The sequence below is a fragment of the Lysinibacillus sp. G01H genome (assembly GCF_028872195.1).
In the GTDB taxonomy this organism is placed as follows: domain Bacteria; phylum Bacillota; class Bacilli; order Bacillales_A; family Planococcaceae; genus Lysinibacillus; species Lysinibacillus capsici.
This window is the reverse complement of record NZ_CP118397.1, coordinates 1,030,842-1,050,748: the sequence shown is the minus strand read 5'-3', so window position 1 is coordinate 1,050,748 and position 19,907 is coordinate 1,030,842. Positions and strand designations below refer to the sequence as shown.

The window sequence follows — 19,907 nt, the reverse complement described above, 5'->3', positions numbered from 1 at the left end:
GACACCTCCTTAGTTATTAATTTTTGAGACCTTTGTAATATATGGAATTAAAGATATTTGCTGTAGCACCTTATCCTCAATGTTTTGATCAACTTCAATTACCATTAAAGCAGTTAAACCACGTTCGATACGTGATACCTCCATATGCCCAATGTTGACTTCATGCATCGCCAAACAATTGGCTACATTGGCAATACAGCCAGCACGATCATCATGAACAACAAGAATAGCTGGCATACCACCAGTTAAACGTAACTTAAAGCCATTGACTTCACTGACTTCAATTTTTCCGCCACCAATTGAAATACCGACTACTGACATTTCCCCTTCATCGTCTCCAATGACAAGTCGAGCCGTATTTGGATGCTCAGTATTAGCTGTTTCAGGAATGAATTCGTATTCTAATCCTGCTTTTTTGGCATCTTCAAATGCCGTTTTAATGCGATCATCAAATGTATCGTAATTTAATAAGCCTCCTACAATTGCAACATCTGTACCATGCCCTCTATACGTTTCTGCAAATGATCCATATAAATGAATTTTTGCCCATTTAGGTTGTCTACCAAATAAATCCCTTGCAACACGCCCAATGCGAGCTGCTCCTGCCGTATGAGAGGAGGAAGGCCCAATCATGACTGGTCCAATAATATCAAATACTGAAGTAAACTTCATACAAACACCCCTCTATTCTATCTGTATAATAATATTTATTTTTATTTATATCATGCTTGATAGGTACTATAAAAGTAAAGCATTTAATTTATCAACTTTCAGAAAATTACCACTACTATAATTTATAGTAAATATTTATGCTCATTTATTGTCCGCACCATATATACACAACTATGAAAGCGTTGATAATCCAATATTTCCAAATTTTATATCCTGTGGGTACGTACATTGAATGATTCATATTTAGTACGTTTTTAATAAATTTAATCCAACATTCTCTTTGTAGCATAAACAAAAGCAGTACACGTTTTGTGCACTGCTTTCTTTACGGAATAGCAAAGTAGCATGTAATTATTCTACTGAAATAATATATGGATATAACCCTTGTTTGCCATTAAATAATTCAACTTCTACATCTGGATAGTTCTCTTCTATGAAAGCTACCAACTCAGAGGCAGCTTGTTCAGTTGTATCTTCACCATAGATCACTGTAACAATCTCAGCATCTTCATCGACTAAATCCTTAATTACTTTTTCAGCTGCATCCTTTAGTGCTGGTGTAGAAAGGACAATTTTACCTTCTGCCAATGCCATAAAATCATCTTTGCGAATTTCAACACCATCAATAGATGTATCACGCACTGCATAGGTAACTTGACCTGTCTTCACATTTGCAAATGCTTCTGACATTGTTTTTTTATTTATATCAACAGCCGCCTCTGGGTTAAACGCTAAAATCGCTGCCATTCCTTGAGGAATCGTCTTAGTAGGAACAACTGCTGCATCAATTTCTAATAGTTCAACCGCTTGCTCTGCTGCCATCACTATATTTTTATTATTCGGTAAGATTAATACTTTTTCTGCCCCGATTTCTTGTACAGCTTTCACGATATCTTCAGTTGAAGGATTCATTGTTTGACCGCCTTCAATGACATAGGAAGCACCGATAGAGCGCAGTAAATCTGCTACACCCTCACCCATAGCAATCGTGACAATAGCATACGGATGCTTTTCTACTTTTTTGGTAGGCGTGGGCGCTTTATGTTCTTCACCCACGATTGCTGAATGCTGCTCACGCATATTATCAACTTTAATTTTTATAAGACTACCGTATTTTTGGCCAATCGATAGAACAGAACCTGGTTGCTCGGAATGGATATGAACCTTCGCAATTTCCTCATCTGAAATAACAAGTAAAGAATCACCTAAAGGATTTAATTCATTACGGAATTGTTCTTCATTAAAAGGTTCTTTTCCTTCTTCTAAGCGTACCATTATCTCTGTACAGTAACCAAATTCAATATCAGCAGTGTTCATGAAATCTTGGGCTCTATGATGTTCTGCATTGATTAAATCATCTAGCGTCGCATCATTTTTCTCCGGAAGAGCCTCCCCCTTCAAGGAAGCTAAAAATCCTTCATACACAAATAGTAAGCCTTGACCACCACTATCTACCACACCCACTTCTTTTAAAACAGGCAGTAGGTCAGGTGTACGATCCAACGATGCCTTTGCCTCTGCTGTAAAAGCTTCCATTACGGCAATGATATCGTTTTCAGTTTCTGCTACTTCTAGACCTTTTTTCGCAGCTTCACGTGCCACCGTTAATATCGTTCCTTCTACTGGCTTCATAACAGCTTTATATGCCGTATCAACACCCGCTTGGAATGCTCCAGCAAAGCCCTTTGCATCAATTGTTGACTCCTTCTCAATAAACTTCCCAAAACCACGGAATAACTGAGATAGAATAACGCCTGAATTCCCACGCGCTCCCATTAACAAGCCTTTTGATAATGCCTGTGCTGTTTTACCAATATGCTCTGAAGCAGCATGCTCTGTTTCCTTTGCACCAGATGTCATCGATAAGTTCATATTTGTACCTGTATCACCATCTGGAACAGGGAAAACATTTAATGAATCTACATAATTTGCATTTTGGTATAGGTGATGCGCCCCCATTTGTACCATTTCAGCAAACTTTATACCGTCTAAAGACTGCATTCGATTTAGTTCCTCCTCTTAATTCGCTACACGAACGCCCTGTACAAAGATATTGACAGATTTTACGCTCATACCTAATGTTTTATCTACTGTATATTTCACTTTCGATTGTACTTGATAAGCCACTTCCGAAATTTTTGTTCCGTAACTAACAATAATGTACATATCTATATGTAAATCGTCGTCCTGTTGTCGAATTACAACACCTTTTGCGAAGTTTTCTTTACGTAAAATATCAGTTAGACCATCACGAATTTGATGTTTAGATGCCATGCCAACAATACCGTAGCATTCTACAGCAGCTCCACCAGCAATTTGTGCAAGTACATCTGTTGAAATATCAATTTGGCCGAATTCATTGTTTAATTCAATTGACATAGAAATGCCTCCTTGGCTCTTTTTGACTAAACTATATTGTAACACTTTCGTTATAATTTAAGCAACCTAAGGGGGTATTGAAGGGCTTCGTAGCAACGTTTTATGACTTCAAATAGACGCATTTGCTTCTTCATCAAAAATTGCCATTTTGCAGAAATAGTTATTTCGTCCGTTTTGCTTTGCCAAATATAGCGCTTGGTCAGCTAATTCACAACATGTTTGTAAATGCTCATATTTTGCGATTTTAGCTTGACACATTCCAATACTAACAGTAACTTGTTGGGCAATAGTAGATTGTAAATGCGGGATATTAAGTTGTCGAATTTCTTCTAAAATTTCTTCACATACAGGTTCAGCAACCTTATGAGTATGCTGGCTTATCATAACAAATTCCTCGCCACCCCAACGGGCAACAAATGCATTATACTTCCCTGCAATTTCCTCCAATAGAGATGCGACTTTGACAATTGCAGCATCTCCCTGCAAATGTCCATAATAATCATTAAATTTTTTAAAGCAATCAATATCAATCATTATGACTGTTAAAGGTTGTGTTTGATAAAGTTGCTGTCCTATCTTATTCAATTTTTGATTAAATGCACGTCGATTAGGTAGATTCGTTAAAGAATCTTTTAATGCTTGCTCTGCCAATTCATTATTTTTAATAGCCAACAATTCTGATAGTCGCTTCGTTTTGGTCATTTCCTCATTCAATAAAATATGCTGGGTATGGATTTGTTTACGAACCTTATAGGTCTGATATTGAATCATTACACCAATAGGTATTAATAATGACATGGGTAATATAATTTTTATATTTTCACTCGATATTCCAGCACTCATATATGCACTCACAATAATGGCTGATGCAGAAAGCAAAATAATCCAGACAATTTTTCGTAAAGGTAATGCGAATACCGTACAAATAATGATTAAAATAACCTCATACAGTGCTGCATGACGGAAAAAGTAAACATCCAATACCGATATCGCAGTAATCAATAGCATTATTGTGTAAATATAAACAACAACCAACCGTTCATACTTCTGTATATTAACAGGAGTAATATGAATTCGCTTTTCTCGGATAAATAATAATACTGCAACATTTATATAAAACATGGCAATATGAATGGCAATATAGACGGGAACCATGGCTCTTTCCGCCTTCACAAAAAATACCTCTCCATAATGTATTAACGAAATAATGGCTGATACATACATGAGTGTCCAAGCAACTATTCTCATCCCTTTTAAATTCGACTGAACCATTTCTTCGCGAATAGAAAAAGCTAATTTTTCTTGATTTTCCATCATGCTCTCTCCTCATGCCCACTTTCAAATAATTATAATGTCCTATATGTATCGTCATGATAACGAAAAATACAAGTCATTCTAAATTTTTCTGATAAATAAAAAAGTTGATACCTTTATAGCATCAACTTTTTACATTGTATTCAATTAAATATCGAAAAATTTATATGGCTAAAATAAGCTTTTAATAAGCGTGTCAAGCATAACAGGCATCTCTTTAAACGCACTATCCACATGCAATCGCTCTGTTTTTTGATGGGCATCCTTTCCAAATGGACCGACATTTAATACAGGACCTTGTAATGCCGCCATCTCTTTGAATGGAATATGATACGTATCGCCCCATACGGGTGTGTTCCGCTCAAATGCTAGCCACTCATTGGATGCATCTGAATAGTTGACATAGCTTAAATCACAAATTCCGTTAAAGTAGTGGATCTGCTCCACCTCAATATCAAATGTTTGAGCTGTTTGCTTCATTAATTCAATCGACTGTTTCACTAATGGATGGTTGGATGAATTAATGGCTGGATAGTAAGGTGGCGCATATAACAGGACTGTGGCAGGTGCTAATTCCTGACAGCGAATCATGAGCTGATCCACAATACGAATCGATTTTTCACGATCATCCCATGCAGGATGCTGCTGAACCTGCTGCTTAATCGCTTGTACTTCCTCAGCTCCTAACTTATCAATCGCATGCTCCAATAATGCCTCGTAGCGTAAGACCTTTACCTTGCCCACACCCTGAACATTTTCTCGTGTACAAATGTCCTGATAGTGCGCATTGCAAGCAGCCATTGCCTGTAACGCAACTTCCTCAAAAATAGCCATTACCTCAGCCGCTGTCCGTTTTAACAAAAAGACATTGTAAAGTGCCGCCGCACGGTATGGTGTTTGTGTAGAATACTCCATTTTTAAATCTTTTAATTGTAGAGAAACGGGTAGTGGTGTGCTTTCACCTAAATCTGTTTCACGGAAAAGGGGATTCCACTCCATATGCTGTGTCATATAGGAAGCGATAAAGGTAGCTGTCATCCCTTTTAATGGCTCACCGACATGTGTCTCTTTTCCGTAGAACAAAGCAGCAGGCATGATTTTACCAATTGTACCTGAATAAATATATTCATTCGTATCCGAAGGCCCTTGTGAAAACGATGGCTCACTATTTAAAAATAATTTATAAGTTAAACCATGCTGTTCCCGCAGTCTCACCAGTTCCACAACAGCCGCTCTCATACCAGCAGAGTTGACTTCCTCATCAGGGACCGTTGTTAAAATCAAATTAATCGGCCATTGCTCTAAGCTTGCCTTTTCGATCAACTGCATGTGTAAGGCAAGACCCATTTTCATATCCATTGTGCCGCGACCAAATAAATAATTCCCAGATGCCAAATCAATGCGAGCTGCCTCTGGTAAATCTTTTAGGTATTTAGGTTCCATTAGCTTTTTCGTTAGTTCTTCTGGATAAAAGGCTAACGGCTCTAGTTCACCATATTCCTCCGTATGCACGGTATCGAAGTGACTGATTAACACAACAGTTTCTGTTGCCGTGGGATGCTTATAGAAGGCTGTCACTGCATTTCTGCCAAGCCCTGCATCATGTAATTCAATCAAGTCTGGATGCTTTTCAAAGTATGGAAGCGTTAACAATTTATCTTTTAAGCGAAAGGCAAATTTATTTTCGCCCGCCGTTAATGTTCGGCTTTCCCAGCTCACAAGTTCACATAATAGGGCACGTAGTTTTTCGGGTGTATCCCACATAAAAGTATTCATAAAATTCTCCTTTAACTCCCATTCATTAGAGGTACGATTAACGAACTTCTAGTGTTTCTTCACTTTTGCTATCTGTAGCAGCAGTCGCCGCTTTTTTTAATTTCAATTGATAAAAGATTATACAGGCAATAAAGAAGCCAATCCCGTATAGTAAACCAATCCTTTGCGTTGGATCAAACGCTAAAAATACTAAAATTAAAACACAAAAGATTATACAAAATACTGGAATCAACGGGAATAGTGGTGTTTTAAATTTTAGATCAGCCACATTTCCTCCCGACTTCACATAGCGATAACGGAACATTAACTGAGAAGCACATATCCCCATCCATGAAATTGTGACAGATATACCTGCTACCGACATTAGTAATACAAATACAGCATCGGCTTCCATTACACTAGTTAATAAAGATAAGAGTGAGAATACCATCGTAAAAATAAGCGCATTTAAAGGTACTTTATTTTTCGTTAATCGACCAAATAACTTAGGCGCCATCCCCTCTTGTGACATGGAAAATAATAAACGTGTTGATGCATATAAACATGAATTACCGACTGATAAAATAGCTGTCAAAATAACAAAGTTCATGATACCAGCGGCATATGGTACACCAGCTAAATTCATTAACGTGACAAATGGACTTTCCATAAGCCCAAGCTCTGATGCTGGGAATATTGCTGATAATACAATTATGGAAGCAATATAGAAAACGATGATTCTGAATAGAATTGTACGAATCGCTCGTGGAATATTTTTTTCAGGGTTCTCGGTCTCCCCTGCTGCAATACCCACCAGCTCTGATCCCTGATAAGAAAAAATTACATTCATCATTGTGACAAAAATAATCGTAATACCTGCTGGGAATAAACCAGAAGGTGCTAAATTTGTGAGATGTGGAGTAGGACGATCTGCTAATGGAATTAAACCAAAGATTGCCGCTCCACCAATAATGATAAATGCAATCACTGCAACAACTTTTATACTAGCAAACCAGAACTCTGCTTCAGCAAAGCCCTTCGTTGTTAAAGCATTTAAGACAAATAAAAGAACCATAAACACAGCACACCATATCCAAATTGGTACACTAGGAAACCAATGCTGCATTAAAATACCTGCAGCCGTAAATTCAACGCCTGCTGTGGCAGCAGACCCGACAAAATACATCCAACCTAATGAAAAACCAGCTGAAGGACTGATGAAACGTGTTGCATATGTTTGGAAAGAACCTGTAACAGGCATGTAAACAGCCAATTCCCCAAGACAATTCATGACCATAAACAAAATTAAACCACCAAACAAGTAACCAATCAGTGCGCCTCCTGGTCCTGCCTGATTAATGGTATAGCCTACATTTAAAAATAAGCCTGTTCCAATAACACCACCAAGTGAAAGCATTAACAAGTGACGACTTTTCATCGAACGTTTTAATTGATTATCGTGAAGCTGATCCCCTTTATTCAACATCCATCCCTACTTCCCATATAATGTAAAAATATTAAATATTCTGATTTTTTAAGAATGAAAGTACCCAATCAATTTTCTCTTTTAAATTGATTGGGTATTGGTAGATTTACTTAAAAACGTAATGATAAACAGCTTAAACCACCATCATGTTTTCTAAATTCAGACATATCAAGTTCAATTGTTTGATAGCCAAGGTCCAGTAATTTACGATTTGTTTCTGGATAGCCAGCTGGAATAATAATATAATCATTTACTTGAATACAATTAGCTGAATATTCATCCTCTGTAGGAATCACGATTTTTTCGTAAGATTCAAATGCAGGATGATCGACAAATTCACCAGCTAGCACCATACGATTTTCCCCAACATAGGCAATTCCAGTTTTTAAGTGGAAGAATTCTTTTAATGGAATAATAGTTGTTTCATAGCCTTCTTGTTCAACAATCTCTTTAAATTGCTGCGCGCCTTCTTCATTTGTGCGCTCTGAGATCCCTACGTAAAACTTTTTCTCTGCTTGTAATACATCTCCACCATCAAGTGTTCCAGAACCTTTAATATAGTAAATTTTTTCATAGAATTGCTTTACGGCTGGTTCGATTTCTTCAATTTCGCGGTTACGAGCTGCTGCTCCAGGATTCGATATAATAGCAAATTCAGGCGTTAATACAGCTGTATCCTCTACAAATGTTGAATCAGGGAATGCTTCATTGGCTGGTAATTGTGTTACTTCTACACCGCATTTTTTTAAAGCCTCTACATAGTGTTCATGTTGTTCAAATAATTTATCTAAAATGGGCTTTCCTAAATCACTAGTTGTTAAACCGTTTACAAAACTATTTCCTGGATTTTTAACAATAACATTTTTAAACATTTTCATCTTCTCCTTTATCCTCTTACTACTGGGCAAGTTAGGCACGTCGGCCCACCTGTTCCTTTAACAGTAATTTCATCGCCTTTATATTCGTACACAGTTGCTCCAGCATCAAGTAGCTGTTGCTTTGTTTTTTTGTTGCCTTGAGGAATCACACATACCCTTGGTGCAAGCGCTAACACATTACAGCCTAACGAATCATATTCATCTTTAGGTACTTCTACTAGCTGGATGCCACGCTCAATTAGCAGTTGTCTGAAAAATACTGGCATTAAACGCGAATGCACAACAGCTAAATCTCGATCTACCATACTTATGAAAGACATTAAATGTAAACATTCAGCTTCACCAAGATCATGTGGTAGTTGTACAACTATAAATTCATCTACCATATCGGCTGTCATTTCCTTTAACTGACGAATGGCTTCATCGTTTGTTCGATAACCTCTACCCACAACGAGCGTTCGATTATCTAGCCAAACAATATCTCCACCGTCTGAAACTGCCTCTCCAGTAAGTTCACCAATTACTGGAATACCTTTTTGCTGTAAAAAGTCCTTGTATACTGCTGCCTCTGGTTGTCTTAATTTTTTTCCTGATTTCAGTATAATGGCACCATTTGGTGTAAATTTAACTGGATCATGTGCGTAGACAGAATCTAATCCTACTTCATCTGCTATAGGCAGATATTCAATAGTCTCCACATATTTTTCAAGAATCCCAATAAATTCAGCGTATTCCCTTAGAGCTTCTTCATAATTAGGCTCAGATAAGTAGTTAAATGTTTTCCATTCCTCACTAAGATGTGCTTGGCTTTGGAAAGCATCTTTCGAATCTTTTACAATAACGTGTTTCAAAGGCGCATACATTGATGAACAATAATGCATTCCTTTCACCTCATTTCCGTGTAGTGGAAAACGTTTCCGTTAAGAGGAAAGTTTATATGAAGAATATATTCGTTTTATGCTATACTGTCAATATATTTAGAAAACTTTTATTTTTCTTTCAATCTGGATTGCATTCACCCTTGGAAAAAAAGCTGTATTAACATTTATTCAATAAGCCTTAAAGGATCTTTTTGTAGCTTTCGTGTATTAAATAAAGCATTTGTTTAGACTTCTGATTTGTACGGGAATATTGGAACTAGACGTAGGTGGAGAATAAAAATAAAATAGGATGAAGGGAGGTGGGACAAATGCAATTATTAGAGCGGGCAATGACAATTGCCAAGGTTTTAGCTGCTGATGCAAACGACAGTAGCTTGTCCATTTCAGAGCTTTCTACAAAATGCGATTTACCGCTAAGTACTTTACATAGAATTTTAAAAGCCATGATTAAACAAGGGATGATTGAACAAGATGAACAGACAAAATATTATCGGCTTGGAACCATATGGATGGAACTTGGCTTACAAGTGTATGATACGATGGATTATATTAGCAAAATTAGACCTGAGTTAGAACGATTAGCAAGGGAGGTTGAAGAAAGCGTTTATTTAAGTAAACCAGCTGGATTAGATACGATTATTATAGAACGGATAGACAGTGCAGCAAATCCGATTCGTATTTATGATCAATTGGGTATCCGCATACCTATGCATATCGGAGCGGCCAATAAGGCCATACTTGCCTCAATGTCAGCAATACAATCCAAAGAAATTCTAGAGCAACTAGTAACTAAAGATGAAATGGCCGAATTAGAGGAGCAGCTTCACCAAATTCGGCAACAAGGCTATGCAATAAGTCACGGAGAACGAACTGCAGGTACTTCTTCCATTGCTGTCTCTATTTTAGATGGTTTTGGTGAAGTGATAGGAGCAGTTAGTATTGGTTTTGTAAACTTTAATGTCTCTCAAGATCATATTAATACATTAATTGAGCGATTAGTTGATACTGGTAGACGTGTATCGCTAAAACTTGGTTATCGAGGAAAAGGATAGGAGAACTATTCTCCATTAAACTTCTCTACTTTTCATAAACGTTTTATGTCTGTAAAGGTTTTTTTCTTGAAAGGTTATGTGAAAACTGTTGCACTGAACGCCATCGTATGTTAAATTATTATGGTATGTGAAATACCGAACTGAAATAATAATCTTTCAGCATCAACAGTAAGGAGGGAATACAACATGCCAAAACAATGTGTAATCACTGGACGTAAAGCTCGTACTGGTAACAACCGTTCCCACGCTATGAACGCTAACAAACGTACTTGGGGTGCTAACCTTCAAAAAGTTCGTATCTTAGTTGACGGTAAACCAAAACGTGTATGGGTTTCTGCTCGTGCATTAAAATCAGGTAAAATCGAGCGCGTTTAATCGCTGCTTCTAAAAAATCGATTTCGCATTGAGCGCAATCGATTTTTTTCTTGATTAGTATTCTATAAGAAAGTAAAAAATCCGACTAACACTAGTCGGATTTTTTTACTTTCTTATCTTTTTTAAATAGGTTAATACACGTACGCGTGATACTACTCACGAATTTCGGCAATTGGAACGTATATACTTTCAGGACTCTCTCCCCCTTACGCTAATCTATGCTTCTTATCATTAAACATATGCCTTGCGAGAAAGATATAGACCCTGAAGTTCCTATTATTTCATTACTTGTAAATCGAGATGTTCCTAAGGAAATTTCCTCATTCGTTGTTTCATATTTTACTTGTCTTAATGTTACACCTTGAATAGGCTCCTCGTGAGCAAAAAAAGACAAGTAACGGTATCGATCATCTGCATAAATTGTATGTGTGCCTGGTAGTAAAAATTGCAACATATTAGTATGATTGATTATCTTTAACTCAATTTGAGGATGCTCTTTTTGTAACCGATAAATAGAACGGACAGCTGCCTCGTAATGATCTAAACGCCCACCCGTCACACCTGTCAAAATAATTTCTTGTGGTTCAAACGTATAGGCTTTCAGCAATGCTAAATCCGTGTCTGTTTCATTTTTCTCTTCTTGGAAACGTTGTTGATCATTGGTTTGTGCCATCACTTGTCGATATTCTTGATCTGTTAAAGAATCAAAATCACCTACAATGGCATGGGGCGTAATTCCCTGCTCAATTAAATATAAGGCGCCACGATCAGCCCCGATAAACACAACATCCTGTTGTTGCTGAAACGATGAAAATGAACAAAGCTCATTTTTTGGACCACCTGCACAAACAACGACTGTCGTCATCCTTTAATCGCTGCCTCGCCCGCTAATAAAATCTCTTGAAGAGCAGCTGTTCGATCTTCTTTACTATAGATGGCTGACCCAGCTACAAAAATTGTCGCTCCAGCCTGTGCACATGGCACAATTGTTTCAGCAGTAATACCACCATCAATTTCAATGGCAATATCTAAGCCCCGCTCCTTAATTATTGTTGATAATGCTTTAATTTTAGGTACAACAGAATGGATAAATTTTTGTCCACCGAATCCAGGATTAACAGTCATTAATAATACCATATCAATATCTTCTAAAATGTGTTGAATTGATTCTATCGGTGTATGTGGATTTAATACAACACCCGCTTTTACACCAAAAGAACGGATTAATTGAATTGTTCGATGTAAATGACGGCATGCTTCTACATGTACCGTAATATAATCTGCTCCAGCTTTTGCGAACTGCTCAATATACTGATCTGGATTTTCTATCATTAAATGCACATCTAATGGTAACTTCGTTAATGGACGGATAGCATCCAATACAATGGAACCAAATGAGATATTCGGTACAAAGTGACCATCCATTACATCAATATGAATAAGTTGTGCACCTGCTTGCTCTACTTCCTTTACTTCTTCACCTAACTTTGCAAAATTCGCTGCTAATATTGATGGTGCTATTTGTATCATCATTAATACCTCGGCTTTCGATCCATAATTTCTTGCATAAATTGTTCATAATGCTTGTAGCGGTAGTCTCGAATTTCTCCTGATTCGACTGCTGCCTTTACTGCACATTTAGGCTCTTTCAAGTGTAAGCAACCTCTGAATTTACAATCATCCGCCACTCTAGCCATTTCAGGAAAACATACACCTAATTCTTCTTTCTCAATTTCGTCAAAATCAAAGGAACTAAATCCAGGTGTATCTGCCAATAAACCATCACAGACCTCTATCAGTTCAACATGACGAGTGGTATGTTTACCCCGTCCTAAACTTTGGGAGATAATACCCGTTTTTAAGTTCAACTCTGGAATTAGTGTATTAAGCAAAGTTGACTTCCCAACACCCGATTGGCCAGCTAAAACAGTGGTTTTTCCCTTTAAAATAGGACGTAATCGTTCAACTAATTCTTCTTCATCTTTATATGTTTGCAAAACTGTATAGCCCATGCTTTCATAATCTGCTATATAATTTTGTAATTCCTCACGTTCATCTTTTTCTAGCAGATCCATTTTTGTTAAACAAATAATAGGATGTACATGGAAGGATTCTAACACAACTAAAAAACGATCCAGTAAAATGGTATTGAAATTTGGCTCCTTTACGGAAAATACCAAAATACCTTGATCAATATTAGCAATTGGCGGACGTACCAATTCATTTTGACGCTCTAAAATCTTTTGTATAGTCCCATCGGAGCCTTCTGTTTCCATTGTATACTCTACAATATCGCCAACAAGTGGGGATTCGCCACGGTTACGAAATACCCCACGTCCTCGACATTGAATCAGTTGATGTCCATCAAATACATAATAATAACCGCTTAATGCTTTTCTTATTTGGCCTTGCGCCATCCAATTCCTCCTTAATCGACATCATTATAATTAACTTTGCCTTCTAAAATTATTTCTGAGTCACGGATTATTCTATAACTCGCATCTTTGCCATCTTCAATTGTAAGCTGAATGTTGTATGGCGTATCACTTAAAATTTCAAATACTTCCACTGGTTCAGACAATGTATGATTTTTATCTTGAATTTCAACTCGAATGTTTTGGGCTATTCCCTCTTCTGTAGGTTTATACTCAATGACTACAGGTATGAGACGTAGTTTATCAGGCTGTTTCGCTGGTCCTTTACTTATGACAACAGATATCATAGAACCTTCCTCTACCATAGTACCCGCTTTTGTCAATTGCGAAATTACACTGCCAGCTGGGATGGTCTCATGATGTTCTTCACGAGAGATACGCCAATTGAGACCTACTCTTTTCACATAGTCATCCATATCCGCTTTCGTATAATTTACAACGTTTTCAACCCTTACCATCCTAACTCCTTGGCTAACTTTAAACGTGATTGTTTCTTCTTTCGCTACTACCTCAGAATTTGGCGGTATGCTTTGCTCAATGATTCTTCCTTCTGGTTCACGAGAAGGAACATCCTCTTTTATGACATCCTTATATTTACCTTTTATTAAAGCTTCAACTTGACTATAATTTTGTCCTACATAATTATCAACAGTCGTCATCTCTACACCTAAACTAACGATTAAGTCTACCTCTGAGCCTTTTTCACGTAATGCATTTTTTGCAGGGTCTGTTTCAATAACCTTCCCCTTTTCAATTTCCTCGTGATTTCGCTCCTGATGTTCTTCACCAACAACAAATCCATCTGCCTCTAATTTTTTTGTCGCTTCCTCTATTGTTAAATTTGCTACATCTGGTATAGCCACTTTTTTCGGGCTAAATAAATCTTTTGCAAAAATAAAGAATAGGAAAATGACAATCGCTGCAATAAATAGTCCCGCAACATACTTTGGCCAATTTTTCTTCTTTGCCTTAACGGGAACTGGCTTTTCTACAGGCTTTTTAGGCTGTGGTTGAGATGGAGCTTTAGCTTCCATAATCGGTTCAATAACTCTTGTTTTGGTTAAATCTTCGTCTTTTTTATGCATCTGCTCTTTAATGATAGGAATAGCCTTCGTCACATCATTATCCACAGGTATGACAAATTTGGGATCGTTGATTCGAGACGGTGATAGTACGGTTTCCAAATCCTCATACATTTCTTCCACTGTAGTATAACGATGGGATGAATCTTTGGCAGTAGCCTTTAAAACTACATTTTCCAAGCTTTGAGGAATCGTTGCATCAAAAGCGCGGACAGAAGGCGTTTCGGCTTGTAAATGCTTAAGAGCAATTGAAACAGCTGATTCACCAGAAAATGGAAGTTCACCTGTTAATAATTCATATAACACAATACCGAGTGCGTAAATATCTGATTTGTTTGTAGCTGTACCGCCGCGCGCTTGCTCTGGTGATAAATAATGCACTGTACCAAGCACAGAGTTTGTTTGAGTAAACGATGTAGCACTTAACGTCATGGCAATACCGAAATCCGTAATTTTCACATTACCTTCTGCATCCATTAAAATATTTTGCGGTTTAATATCACGGTGGATAATATGGTTTTCATGGGCATTAGCTATGGCAGACGTTAATTGCTTCATAATATGCACACTTCTAGCAGGAGAAATTGGTGCAAATTCTTGTATGTACTGCTTTAATGTTTTTCCTTGAACATATTCCATCACAATATAATGTAGATCCCCATCGTCACCTACATCATAAACACTAACAATATTCGGATGTGTAAGACTTGTAGCAGACAGTGCCTCACGTTGAAAACGTCGATGTAATTCATCCTCATTGGAAAAATCATAGCGTAATATTTTAATGGCTACATCACGATTTAAGATCATATCGTGTGCTAAATAAACATTGGACATACCTCCGCCACCAATGAGTTCTATAATTTTATAACGGTCACTAATTCTTTTACCTACAAGCATTCTTACACCTCCTCATCCTTTTTCGTTAATAGCACGAGGGAGATATTGTCTTCTCCCCCGCTGGCATTTGCTAATTCTACAAGTTTACGCCCCTTTTCCTTAATGGAGTCTGGATACGTAATTATCGATGCCATTTCATAAACAGTTAGTTTATTGCTTAATCCATCTGAACAAATGAGTAAATACGATTCTGATGCTAAATCTACTTCATAAAAGTCTGGTTCGATTGTGTCCTCTGTCCCAACCGCTTTTAAGATGAAATTTTTCTTTGGATGTGTCAAAGCCTCTTCTTCGCTTATCTCACCATTTTCGACCAAGACGTTCACATATGAATGATCTCTTGTTATTTGTTGTGCACCATCTTCAAAGAAATAATACACACGACTGTCCCCCACATGTGCAATGAAGCAATGTTGTTCTTCGATTAACACCGCAATAAATGTCGTGCCCATTCCTTTACAGTCTTCATGTGATAAAGAATAGTCATATATTGTTTTATTCAATTGTTGAACTGTTTGTAATAACCATTCTTTTTTTGATGTTGTGGATACAAAATGATGTGTGTCTGCCTGTAAAAAAAAGGATTCCATCTGTTGGATTGCCATATCACTTGCTACATCACCAGCATTATGACCACCCATGCCATCCGCAACAAGTGCTAGTGCAAGCCCATCTGGACGTTTAAAGAATGCAGCACGGTCCTCATTAATGGATCGTTTTAAACCAATATCACTTTCGACTGTGTATTCCAATACTGGTCACCTCGTTTCTTCAGATCTCTCTTGTGCACGTAATTGACCACACGCAGCAGCGATATCTGCACCTTGCTCTCGGCGGATCGTTACGTTAATACCATTTTTCTTTAATGTTTTTTCAAAAGCAAAAATTTGACTACGAGATGTACGAACATAATCACGTTCTGGTACATAGTTTACAGGAATTAGGTTGACATGACATTTAATTCCTTTAATTAATGCAGATAGCTCCTCTGCTATTTCTACTGAATCATTTTCGCCAGACATTAATCCATACTCAAAACTCACTCGTCGACCTGTTTTTTTAGTATAGTATCGTACAGCTTCCATTAATTCTTCTAATTTATAAGCACGAGCAATTGGCATTAGCTTTTGACGTGCTTCCTGGTTTGGCGCATGCAGAGAAACAGCAAAGTTAATTTGTAATTGTTCATCTGCAAATTGATAAATTTTCGGAACAATACCAGATGTTGATACTGTAATATGACGTGCACCGATATTTAAACCTTTTTCATGGTTGATCACTTTTAAGAAGTTCATCATTGCATCATAGTTATCAAAAGGTTCGCCAATACCCATAATGACAATATGTGATACTCGCTCACCTAATTCATCTAAAGTTTGCTGCACTTTGACAACTTGCTCAACGATTTCTCCTGCTAATAAATGTCGCTTCAAACCACCTAGAGTGGATGCGCAAAACGTACAGCCAATTCGGCAGCCTACTTGTGTTGTTACACAAACAGAATTTCCATACTCATGGCGCATTAATACCGTTTCTATTGAATACCCATCTTGTAATTGAAATAAAAATTTAATGGTACCATCTTTAGATTCCTGTTTAATAATGGTTGAGAGTGTGGATAATGCAAAATTTGCTGTTAGCTTTTCGCGTAATCCCTTTGAAAGGTTTGACATTTCTTCAAATGTCTTTACACGTTTATTATACAACCAGTCAAAAATTTGAGCAGCGCGGAAAGGCTTTTCACCATTTTCCTTTAGCCATTCTTCTAATTGATGAGGTTGTAAAGAATAAATGGATTCTTTTAAATTTGGCTTTTCTTTTTTTACACGTCGAACGGGCTTTTCTTCTGCTTCTTCGACTAAATCGTTAATACGTTCATTAAATTTCTCTTGATCCACCATTAGTTGGATTCTCCTTTTTTACGAAAGGCGGCGACAAAGAAACCGTCACTGCCAAAGTCTTGTGGAAAGACTTGAAGCATGCCATTAGCTTGCTTTTCCGCTAATTTTGTTGGTAAAGACTCTAGTTGTATAGCTTCCATTTCTGGATGTGCTGTTAAAAAGGCTTGCACTGTACCTTCGTTTTCTTGTATGTCTACTGTACACGTACTGTATACAAGCTTGCCATCAGTTTTCAATACTTTTGTGGCTGCATCGAGTAAAGCTAATTGGATTTTTTGAAGACTTTCTAAATCTTCCTCACGCTTTGTATATTTAATATCTGGCTTACGTCGCATAACCCCTAGTCCACTACATGGTGCATCCACTAAGATAGCATCAAAAGACGCTGCTTGTAAAAATTCAGGCGCTTTCCTTCCATCAATCGGGGCTGTTTCAACAATATCAAGCCCTAGACGCTCTGTATTATGGTCGATTAAATCTAATTTATGTGGATGAAGGTCTGTTGCTAAAATGGAACCTTCATTTTTCATTATTTCGGCTATATGCGTTGTTTTTCCACCAGGTGCCGCGCACATATCCAAGACACGCATACCTGGAGATGGATTTAGCACATTAGCAGGTATCATTGAACTTTCATCCTGAATAGTAATCATACCTTCTTTAAAGGCTTTCGTACGAGCTGGTTGGCCGTTTGTAATGTGTAAGCACTCTGGTATAACATCGCTTTGCTTAGCAGTTAAACCCTCTGAATTTAACTCGGCAATAGCCTGTTCAACGGTTGCTTTTGTTTTATTAACACGAACAGTCTGCACAGGCGGTCTATTATTTTCATGTAACATCTCAGTCGCTACTGCCAGACCATAGTTATCAACAAATCGTTGAACTAACCACACTGGATGACTTGTTTCTATAGAAAGACGCTCAATTGGATCTGCTATGTCATCTGTTGAAGGGACTCCACTGCGTAACACGGATCTTAATATGCCATTGACCATAGAGGCGATTCCACGATGTCCTCGACGCTTGGCAATTTCTACTGCTTCATTTACCGCAGCATGTGGAGGAATACGTGTTAAATAATGGATTTGATACAACGAGATTCTTAATAGCCAGCGAACCCAATGATCAATTGAACCGCGAATAAATGGCTCTAAGTAATAATCAAGTGTCATTTTATGCTGTAAAGTTCCATACGTTATTTCAGTCAATAAAGCACGATCTTTTGCTTCAATTTTATGTCGTTTAATTGTTTCATTTAGCAATAAGTTGCTATAGGCCTGATTTTTATCAACTGCTAATAGAATTGACAATGCGGCATCTCGTACATTGCCATCCCAAATCACTACACTTTTTTTACTCATTTAAATTGGTCCCCAATCTGTAATTTAGAACCTGTCCCACGTAAATATTCCTCTGCGGTCATGCGCTTTTTACCAGCTGGTTGCACATCATATAATGCTAAAGTTGTTCCGTTGCCAGCTGCTACCTCAAAATGATCTTTGTCAATGGCAACCACTGTACCTGGATTAGCCTCATGTTTACTTTTGCCAATCGTTGCCCACCATACTTTAAAATTCCCATCCTCAAAAGTCGTATAAGCAACAGGCCACGGATGAAGACCGCGCACTTGATTGTACAGAGTAGCAGCATCGTTTGTCCAATCGATGCGTTCCTGCTCCCTTGAAATATTACTTGCAAAGGTAACTTGTGCTTCATCTTGAACTGTACGGTTATTTGTACCATTTATAATAGAAGGAAGTGTTTCCTTAAGTAATTCACACCCAACCTTACTTAGCTTATCAAAAAGGCCACCAGTATGATCATCTTCCTCAATAGGGATTGCTTTTTGAGAGATAATATCTCCCGCATCAAGCTTTTCTGCCATATACATGATTGTTACCCCAGTTTCTTTTTCACCATCCATGACGGCTTGGTGAATTGGAGCACCTCCACGATATTTTGGTAATAGTGAGGCATGGACATTAATACAACCAAGAGATGGTGCATCCAATAGCTCTTTTGGTAATATTTGACCAAACGCAGCAGTTATTACTAAATCGGGCTGTAAAGCAAGAATTTGCTGTAATTCCTCAGAGCCACGCAATTTTTCGGGCTGTATAATCGGTATGCCAAGTTCCAATGCCGTTGCCTTTACAGGAGGCGGTGTTAGTACACGCTTACGCCCAACTGGACGATCTGGTTGTGTTACAACTGCCTTAATAGCATATCCTTCATCATGTAGCATACGCAAAATAGGTGCGGAGAAGTCAGGTGTCCCCATAAAAATGATAGATGTCATTTTATTCCTCCTCTTCTGCGTACATTTCTTCCAGCTCTTCTGCAGTAACAATACGCTTGATTTTTGAATCGAAAAGCACGCCATCTAAATGATCAATTTCATGTAAGATCGCACGAGCATCAAAGCCACCTGCCTCTAATTCATAAACACGTCCTTCACGATCACATGCTTCAATTTTGACATAACTAGGACGTTCCACTTCTCCATATAATCCTGGAAAGCTCAAGCATCCTTCAATATCTACTTCTGCTCCGTCCGTTTCAACGACAGTTGGATTAATCATTTCTAAAATATCACGTTCTTCACCTAGTTCAACAATTGCTACGCGTAACCCTACGTCTATTTGTGGTGCCGCAATTCCAACGCCATCATATTCCACCATTGTGTCATATAAATCATCAAGTAATGTAATAATTTCATCATTGATTTCTGTCACTTCAGCACACGGTGTTGATAGTACTTTTGCAGGGTTTTCAATTACTTTTTTTATTGCCATTA

General features: G+C 37.7%; 20 protein-coding genes. 2 read left to right on the top strand and 18 right to left on the bottom strand.

What is annotated here, in order from left to right; translation table 11 throughout:
* Nucleotides 1–9: 9 nt before the first annotated feature.
* From sdaAB to PSR12_RS04985, 8 genes are all read right to left on the bottom strand, one after another.
* Nucleotides 10–672, bottom strand: coding sequence for an L-serine ammonia-lyase, iron-sulfur-dependent subunit beta (gene sdaAB, locus PSR12_RS05020; protein ID WP_004269429.1), 663 nt, complete (start codon nucleotides 670–672; stop codon nucleotides 10–12).
* Between the two features lie 351 nt (nucleotides 673–1,023).
* Nucleotides 1,024–2,673 carry a DAK2 domain-containing protein gene (locus PSR12_RS05015; RefSeq protein ID WP_221683424.1) on the bottom strand — a complete coding sequence of 550 codons (1,650 nt, stop codon included), beginning with the start codon at nucleotides 2,671–2,673 and terminating at the stop codon, nucleotides 1,024–1,026.
* 18 nt (nucleotides 2,674–2,691) lie between these two features.
* The gene (locus PSR12_RS05010) at nucleotides 2,692–3,051 is read right to left on the bottom strand and encodes an Asp23/Gls24 family envelope stress response protein (RefSeq protein ID WP_004269431.1); all 360 of its coding nucleotides are present in this window, start codon (nucleotides 3,049–3,051) and stop codon (nucleotides 2,692–2,694) included.
* 108 nt (nucleotides 3,052–3,159) lie between these two features.
* Nucleotides 3,160–4,365, bottom strand: a complete 1,206-nt coding sequence (locus tag PSR12_RS05005; protein WP_221683423.1) for a GGDEF domain-containing protein — start codon at nucleotides 4,363–4,365, stop codon at nucleotides 3,160–3,162.
* 171 nt (nucleotides 4,366–4,536) lie between these two features.
* Entirely contained in the window at nucleotides 4,537–6,141 is a 1,605-nt protein-coding gene (locus PSR12_RS05000) for a M20/M25/M40 family metallo-hydrolase (protein WP_274771893.1), read from the bottom strand.
* 37 nt (nucleotides 6,142–6,178) lie between these two features.
* Entirely contained in the window at nucleotides 6,179–7,606 is a 1,428-nt protein-coding gene (locus PSR12_RS04995; RefSeq protein ID WP_221679802.1) for an amino acid permease, read from the bottom strand.
* A 110-nt stretch (nucleotides 7,607–7,716) separates the two neighbouring features.
* Complete coding sequence (locus PSR12_RS04990; RefSeq protein WP_257521288.1) at nucleotides 7,717–8,478, bottom strand: dimethylarginine dimethylaminohydrolase family protein; 762 nt, start codon at nucleotides 8,476–8,478, stop codon at nucleotides 7,717–7,719.
* 14 nt (nucleotides 8,479–8,492) lie between these two features.
* Complete coding sequence (locus tag PSR12_RS04985) at nucleotides 8,493–9,365, bottom strand: dimethylarginine dimethylaminohydrolase family protein (RefSeq protein ID WP_274771892.1); 873 nt, start codon at nucleotides 9,363–9,365, stop codon at nucleotides 8,493–8,495.
* A 308-nt stretch (nucleotides 9,366–9,673) separates the two neighbouring features.
* On the opposite strand from PSR12_RS04985, the gene PSR12_RS04980 reads away from it, so the two are divergent.
* The gene (locus PSR12_RS04980; protein ID WP_221679796.1) at nucleotides 9,674–10,417 is read left to right on the top strand and encodes an IclR family transcriptional regulator; all 744 of its coding nucleotides are present in this window, start codon (nucleotides 9,674–9,676) and stop codon (nucleotides 10,415–10,417) included.
* 186 nt (nucleotides 10,418–10,603) lie between these two features.
* On the top strand, nucleotides 10,604–10,792 hold the full coding sequence (gene rpmB / locus PSR12_RS04975; RefSeq protein WP_004227417.1) for a 50S ribosomal protein L28: 189 nt from the start codon (nucleotides 10,604–10,606) through the stop codon (nucleotides 10,790–10,792).
* Between the two features lie 91 nt (nucleotides 10,793–10,883).
* On the opposite strand, the gene spoVM is transcribed toward rpmB, so the two are convergent.
* From spoVM to def, 10 genes are read right to left on the bottom strand one after another with little or no spacing between them, the layout of a single operon-like run.
* Nucleotides 10,884–10,985 (bottom strand): stage V sporulation protein SpoVM, encoded by a 102-nt coding sequence (gene spoVM / locus PSR12_RS04970; RefSeq protein ID WP_099805045.1) that lies wholly within the window; start codon nucleotides 10,983–10,985, stop codon nucleotides 10,884–10,886.
* Between the two features lie 18 nt (nucleotides 10,986–11,003).
* Complete coding sequence (locus tag PSR12_RS04965) at nucleotides 11,004–11,657, bottom strand: thiamine diphosphokinase (protein WP_221679794.1); 654 nt, start codon at nucleotides 11,655–11,657, stop codon at nucleotides 11,004–11,006.
* The gene (gene rpe / locus PSR12_RS04960) at nucleotides 11,654–12,322 is read right to left on the bottom strand and encodes a ribulose-phosphate 3-epimerase (RefSeq protein ID WP_274773426.1); all 669 of its coding nucleotides are present in this window, start codon (nucleotides 12,320–12,322) and stop codon (nucleotides 11,654–11,656) included. Before rpe ends, PSR12_RS04965 begins: the two co-directional genes overlap by 4 nt.
* Before the next feature lie 2 nt (nucleotides 12,323–12,324).
* A complete protein-coding gene (rsgA, locus tag PSR12_RS04955) occupies nucleotides 12,325–13,209 on the bottom strand; it encodes a ribosome small subunit-dependent GTPase A (protein ID WP_016993571.1) in 885 nt (294 codons plus the stop codon).
* 11 nt (nucleotides 13,210–13,220) lie between these two features.
* Complete coding sequence (gene pknB, locus PSR12_RS04950) at nucleotides 13,221–15,209, bottom strand: Stk1 family PASTA domain-containing Ser/Thr kinase (protein WP_258859576.1); 1,989 nt, start codon at nucleotides 15,207–15,209, stop codon at nucleotides 13,221–13,223.
* A gap of 2 nt (nucleotides 15,210–15,211) precedes the next feature.
* Nucleotides 15,212–15,961 carry a Stp1/IreP family PP2C-type Ser/Thr phosphatase gene (locus tag PSR12_RS04945; RefSeq protein ID WP_274771886.1) on the bottom strand — a complete coding sequence of 250 codons (750 nt, stop codon included), beginning with the start codon at nucleotides 15,959–15,961 and terminating at the stop codon, nucleotides 15,212–15,214.
* A gap of 6 nt (nucleotides 15,962–15,967) precedes the next feature.
* A complete protein-coding gene (gene rlmN, locus PSR12_RS04940; protein ID WP_016993573.1) occupies nucleotides 15,968–17,110 on the bottom strand; it encodes a dual-specificity RNA methyltransferase RlmN in 1,143 nt (380 codons plus the stop codon).
* Nucleotides 17,110–18,471, bottom strand: coding sequence for a 16S rRNA (cytosine(967)-C(5))-methyltransferase RsmB (gene rsmB, locus PSR12_RS04935; protein ID WP_036077179.1), 1,362 nt, complete (start codon nucleotides 18,469–18,471; stop codon nucleotides 17,110–17,112). The genes rlmN and rsmB overlap by 1 nt, the downstream gene beginning before the upstream one ends.
* Nucleotides 18,468–19,409 carry a methionyl-tRNA formyltransferase gene (gene fmt / locus PSR12_RS04930; RefSeq protein WP_258859578.1) on the bottom strand — a complete coding sequence of 314 codons (942 nt, stop codon included), beginning with the start codon at nucleotides 19,407–19,409 and terminating at the stop codon, nucleotides 18,468–18,470. The genes rsmB and fmt overlap by 4 nt, the downstream gene beginning before the upstream one ends.
* Before the next feature lies 1 nt (nucleotide 19,410).
* Nucleotides 19,411–19,905, bottom strand: a complete 495-nt coding sequence (gene def, locus PSR12_RS04925) for a peptide deformylase (RefSeq protein ID WP_004227388.1) — start codon at nucleotides 19,903–19,905, stop codon at nucleotides 19,411–19,413.
* Nucleotides 19,906–19,907 lie beyond the last annotated feature (2 nt).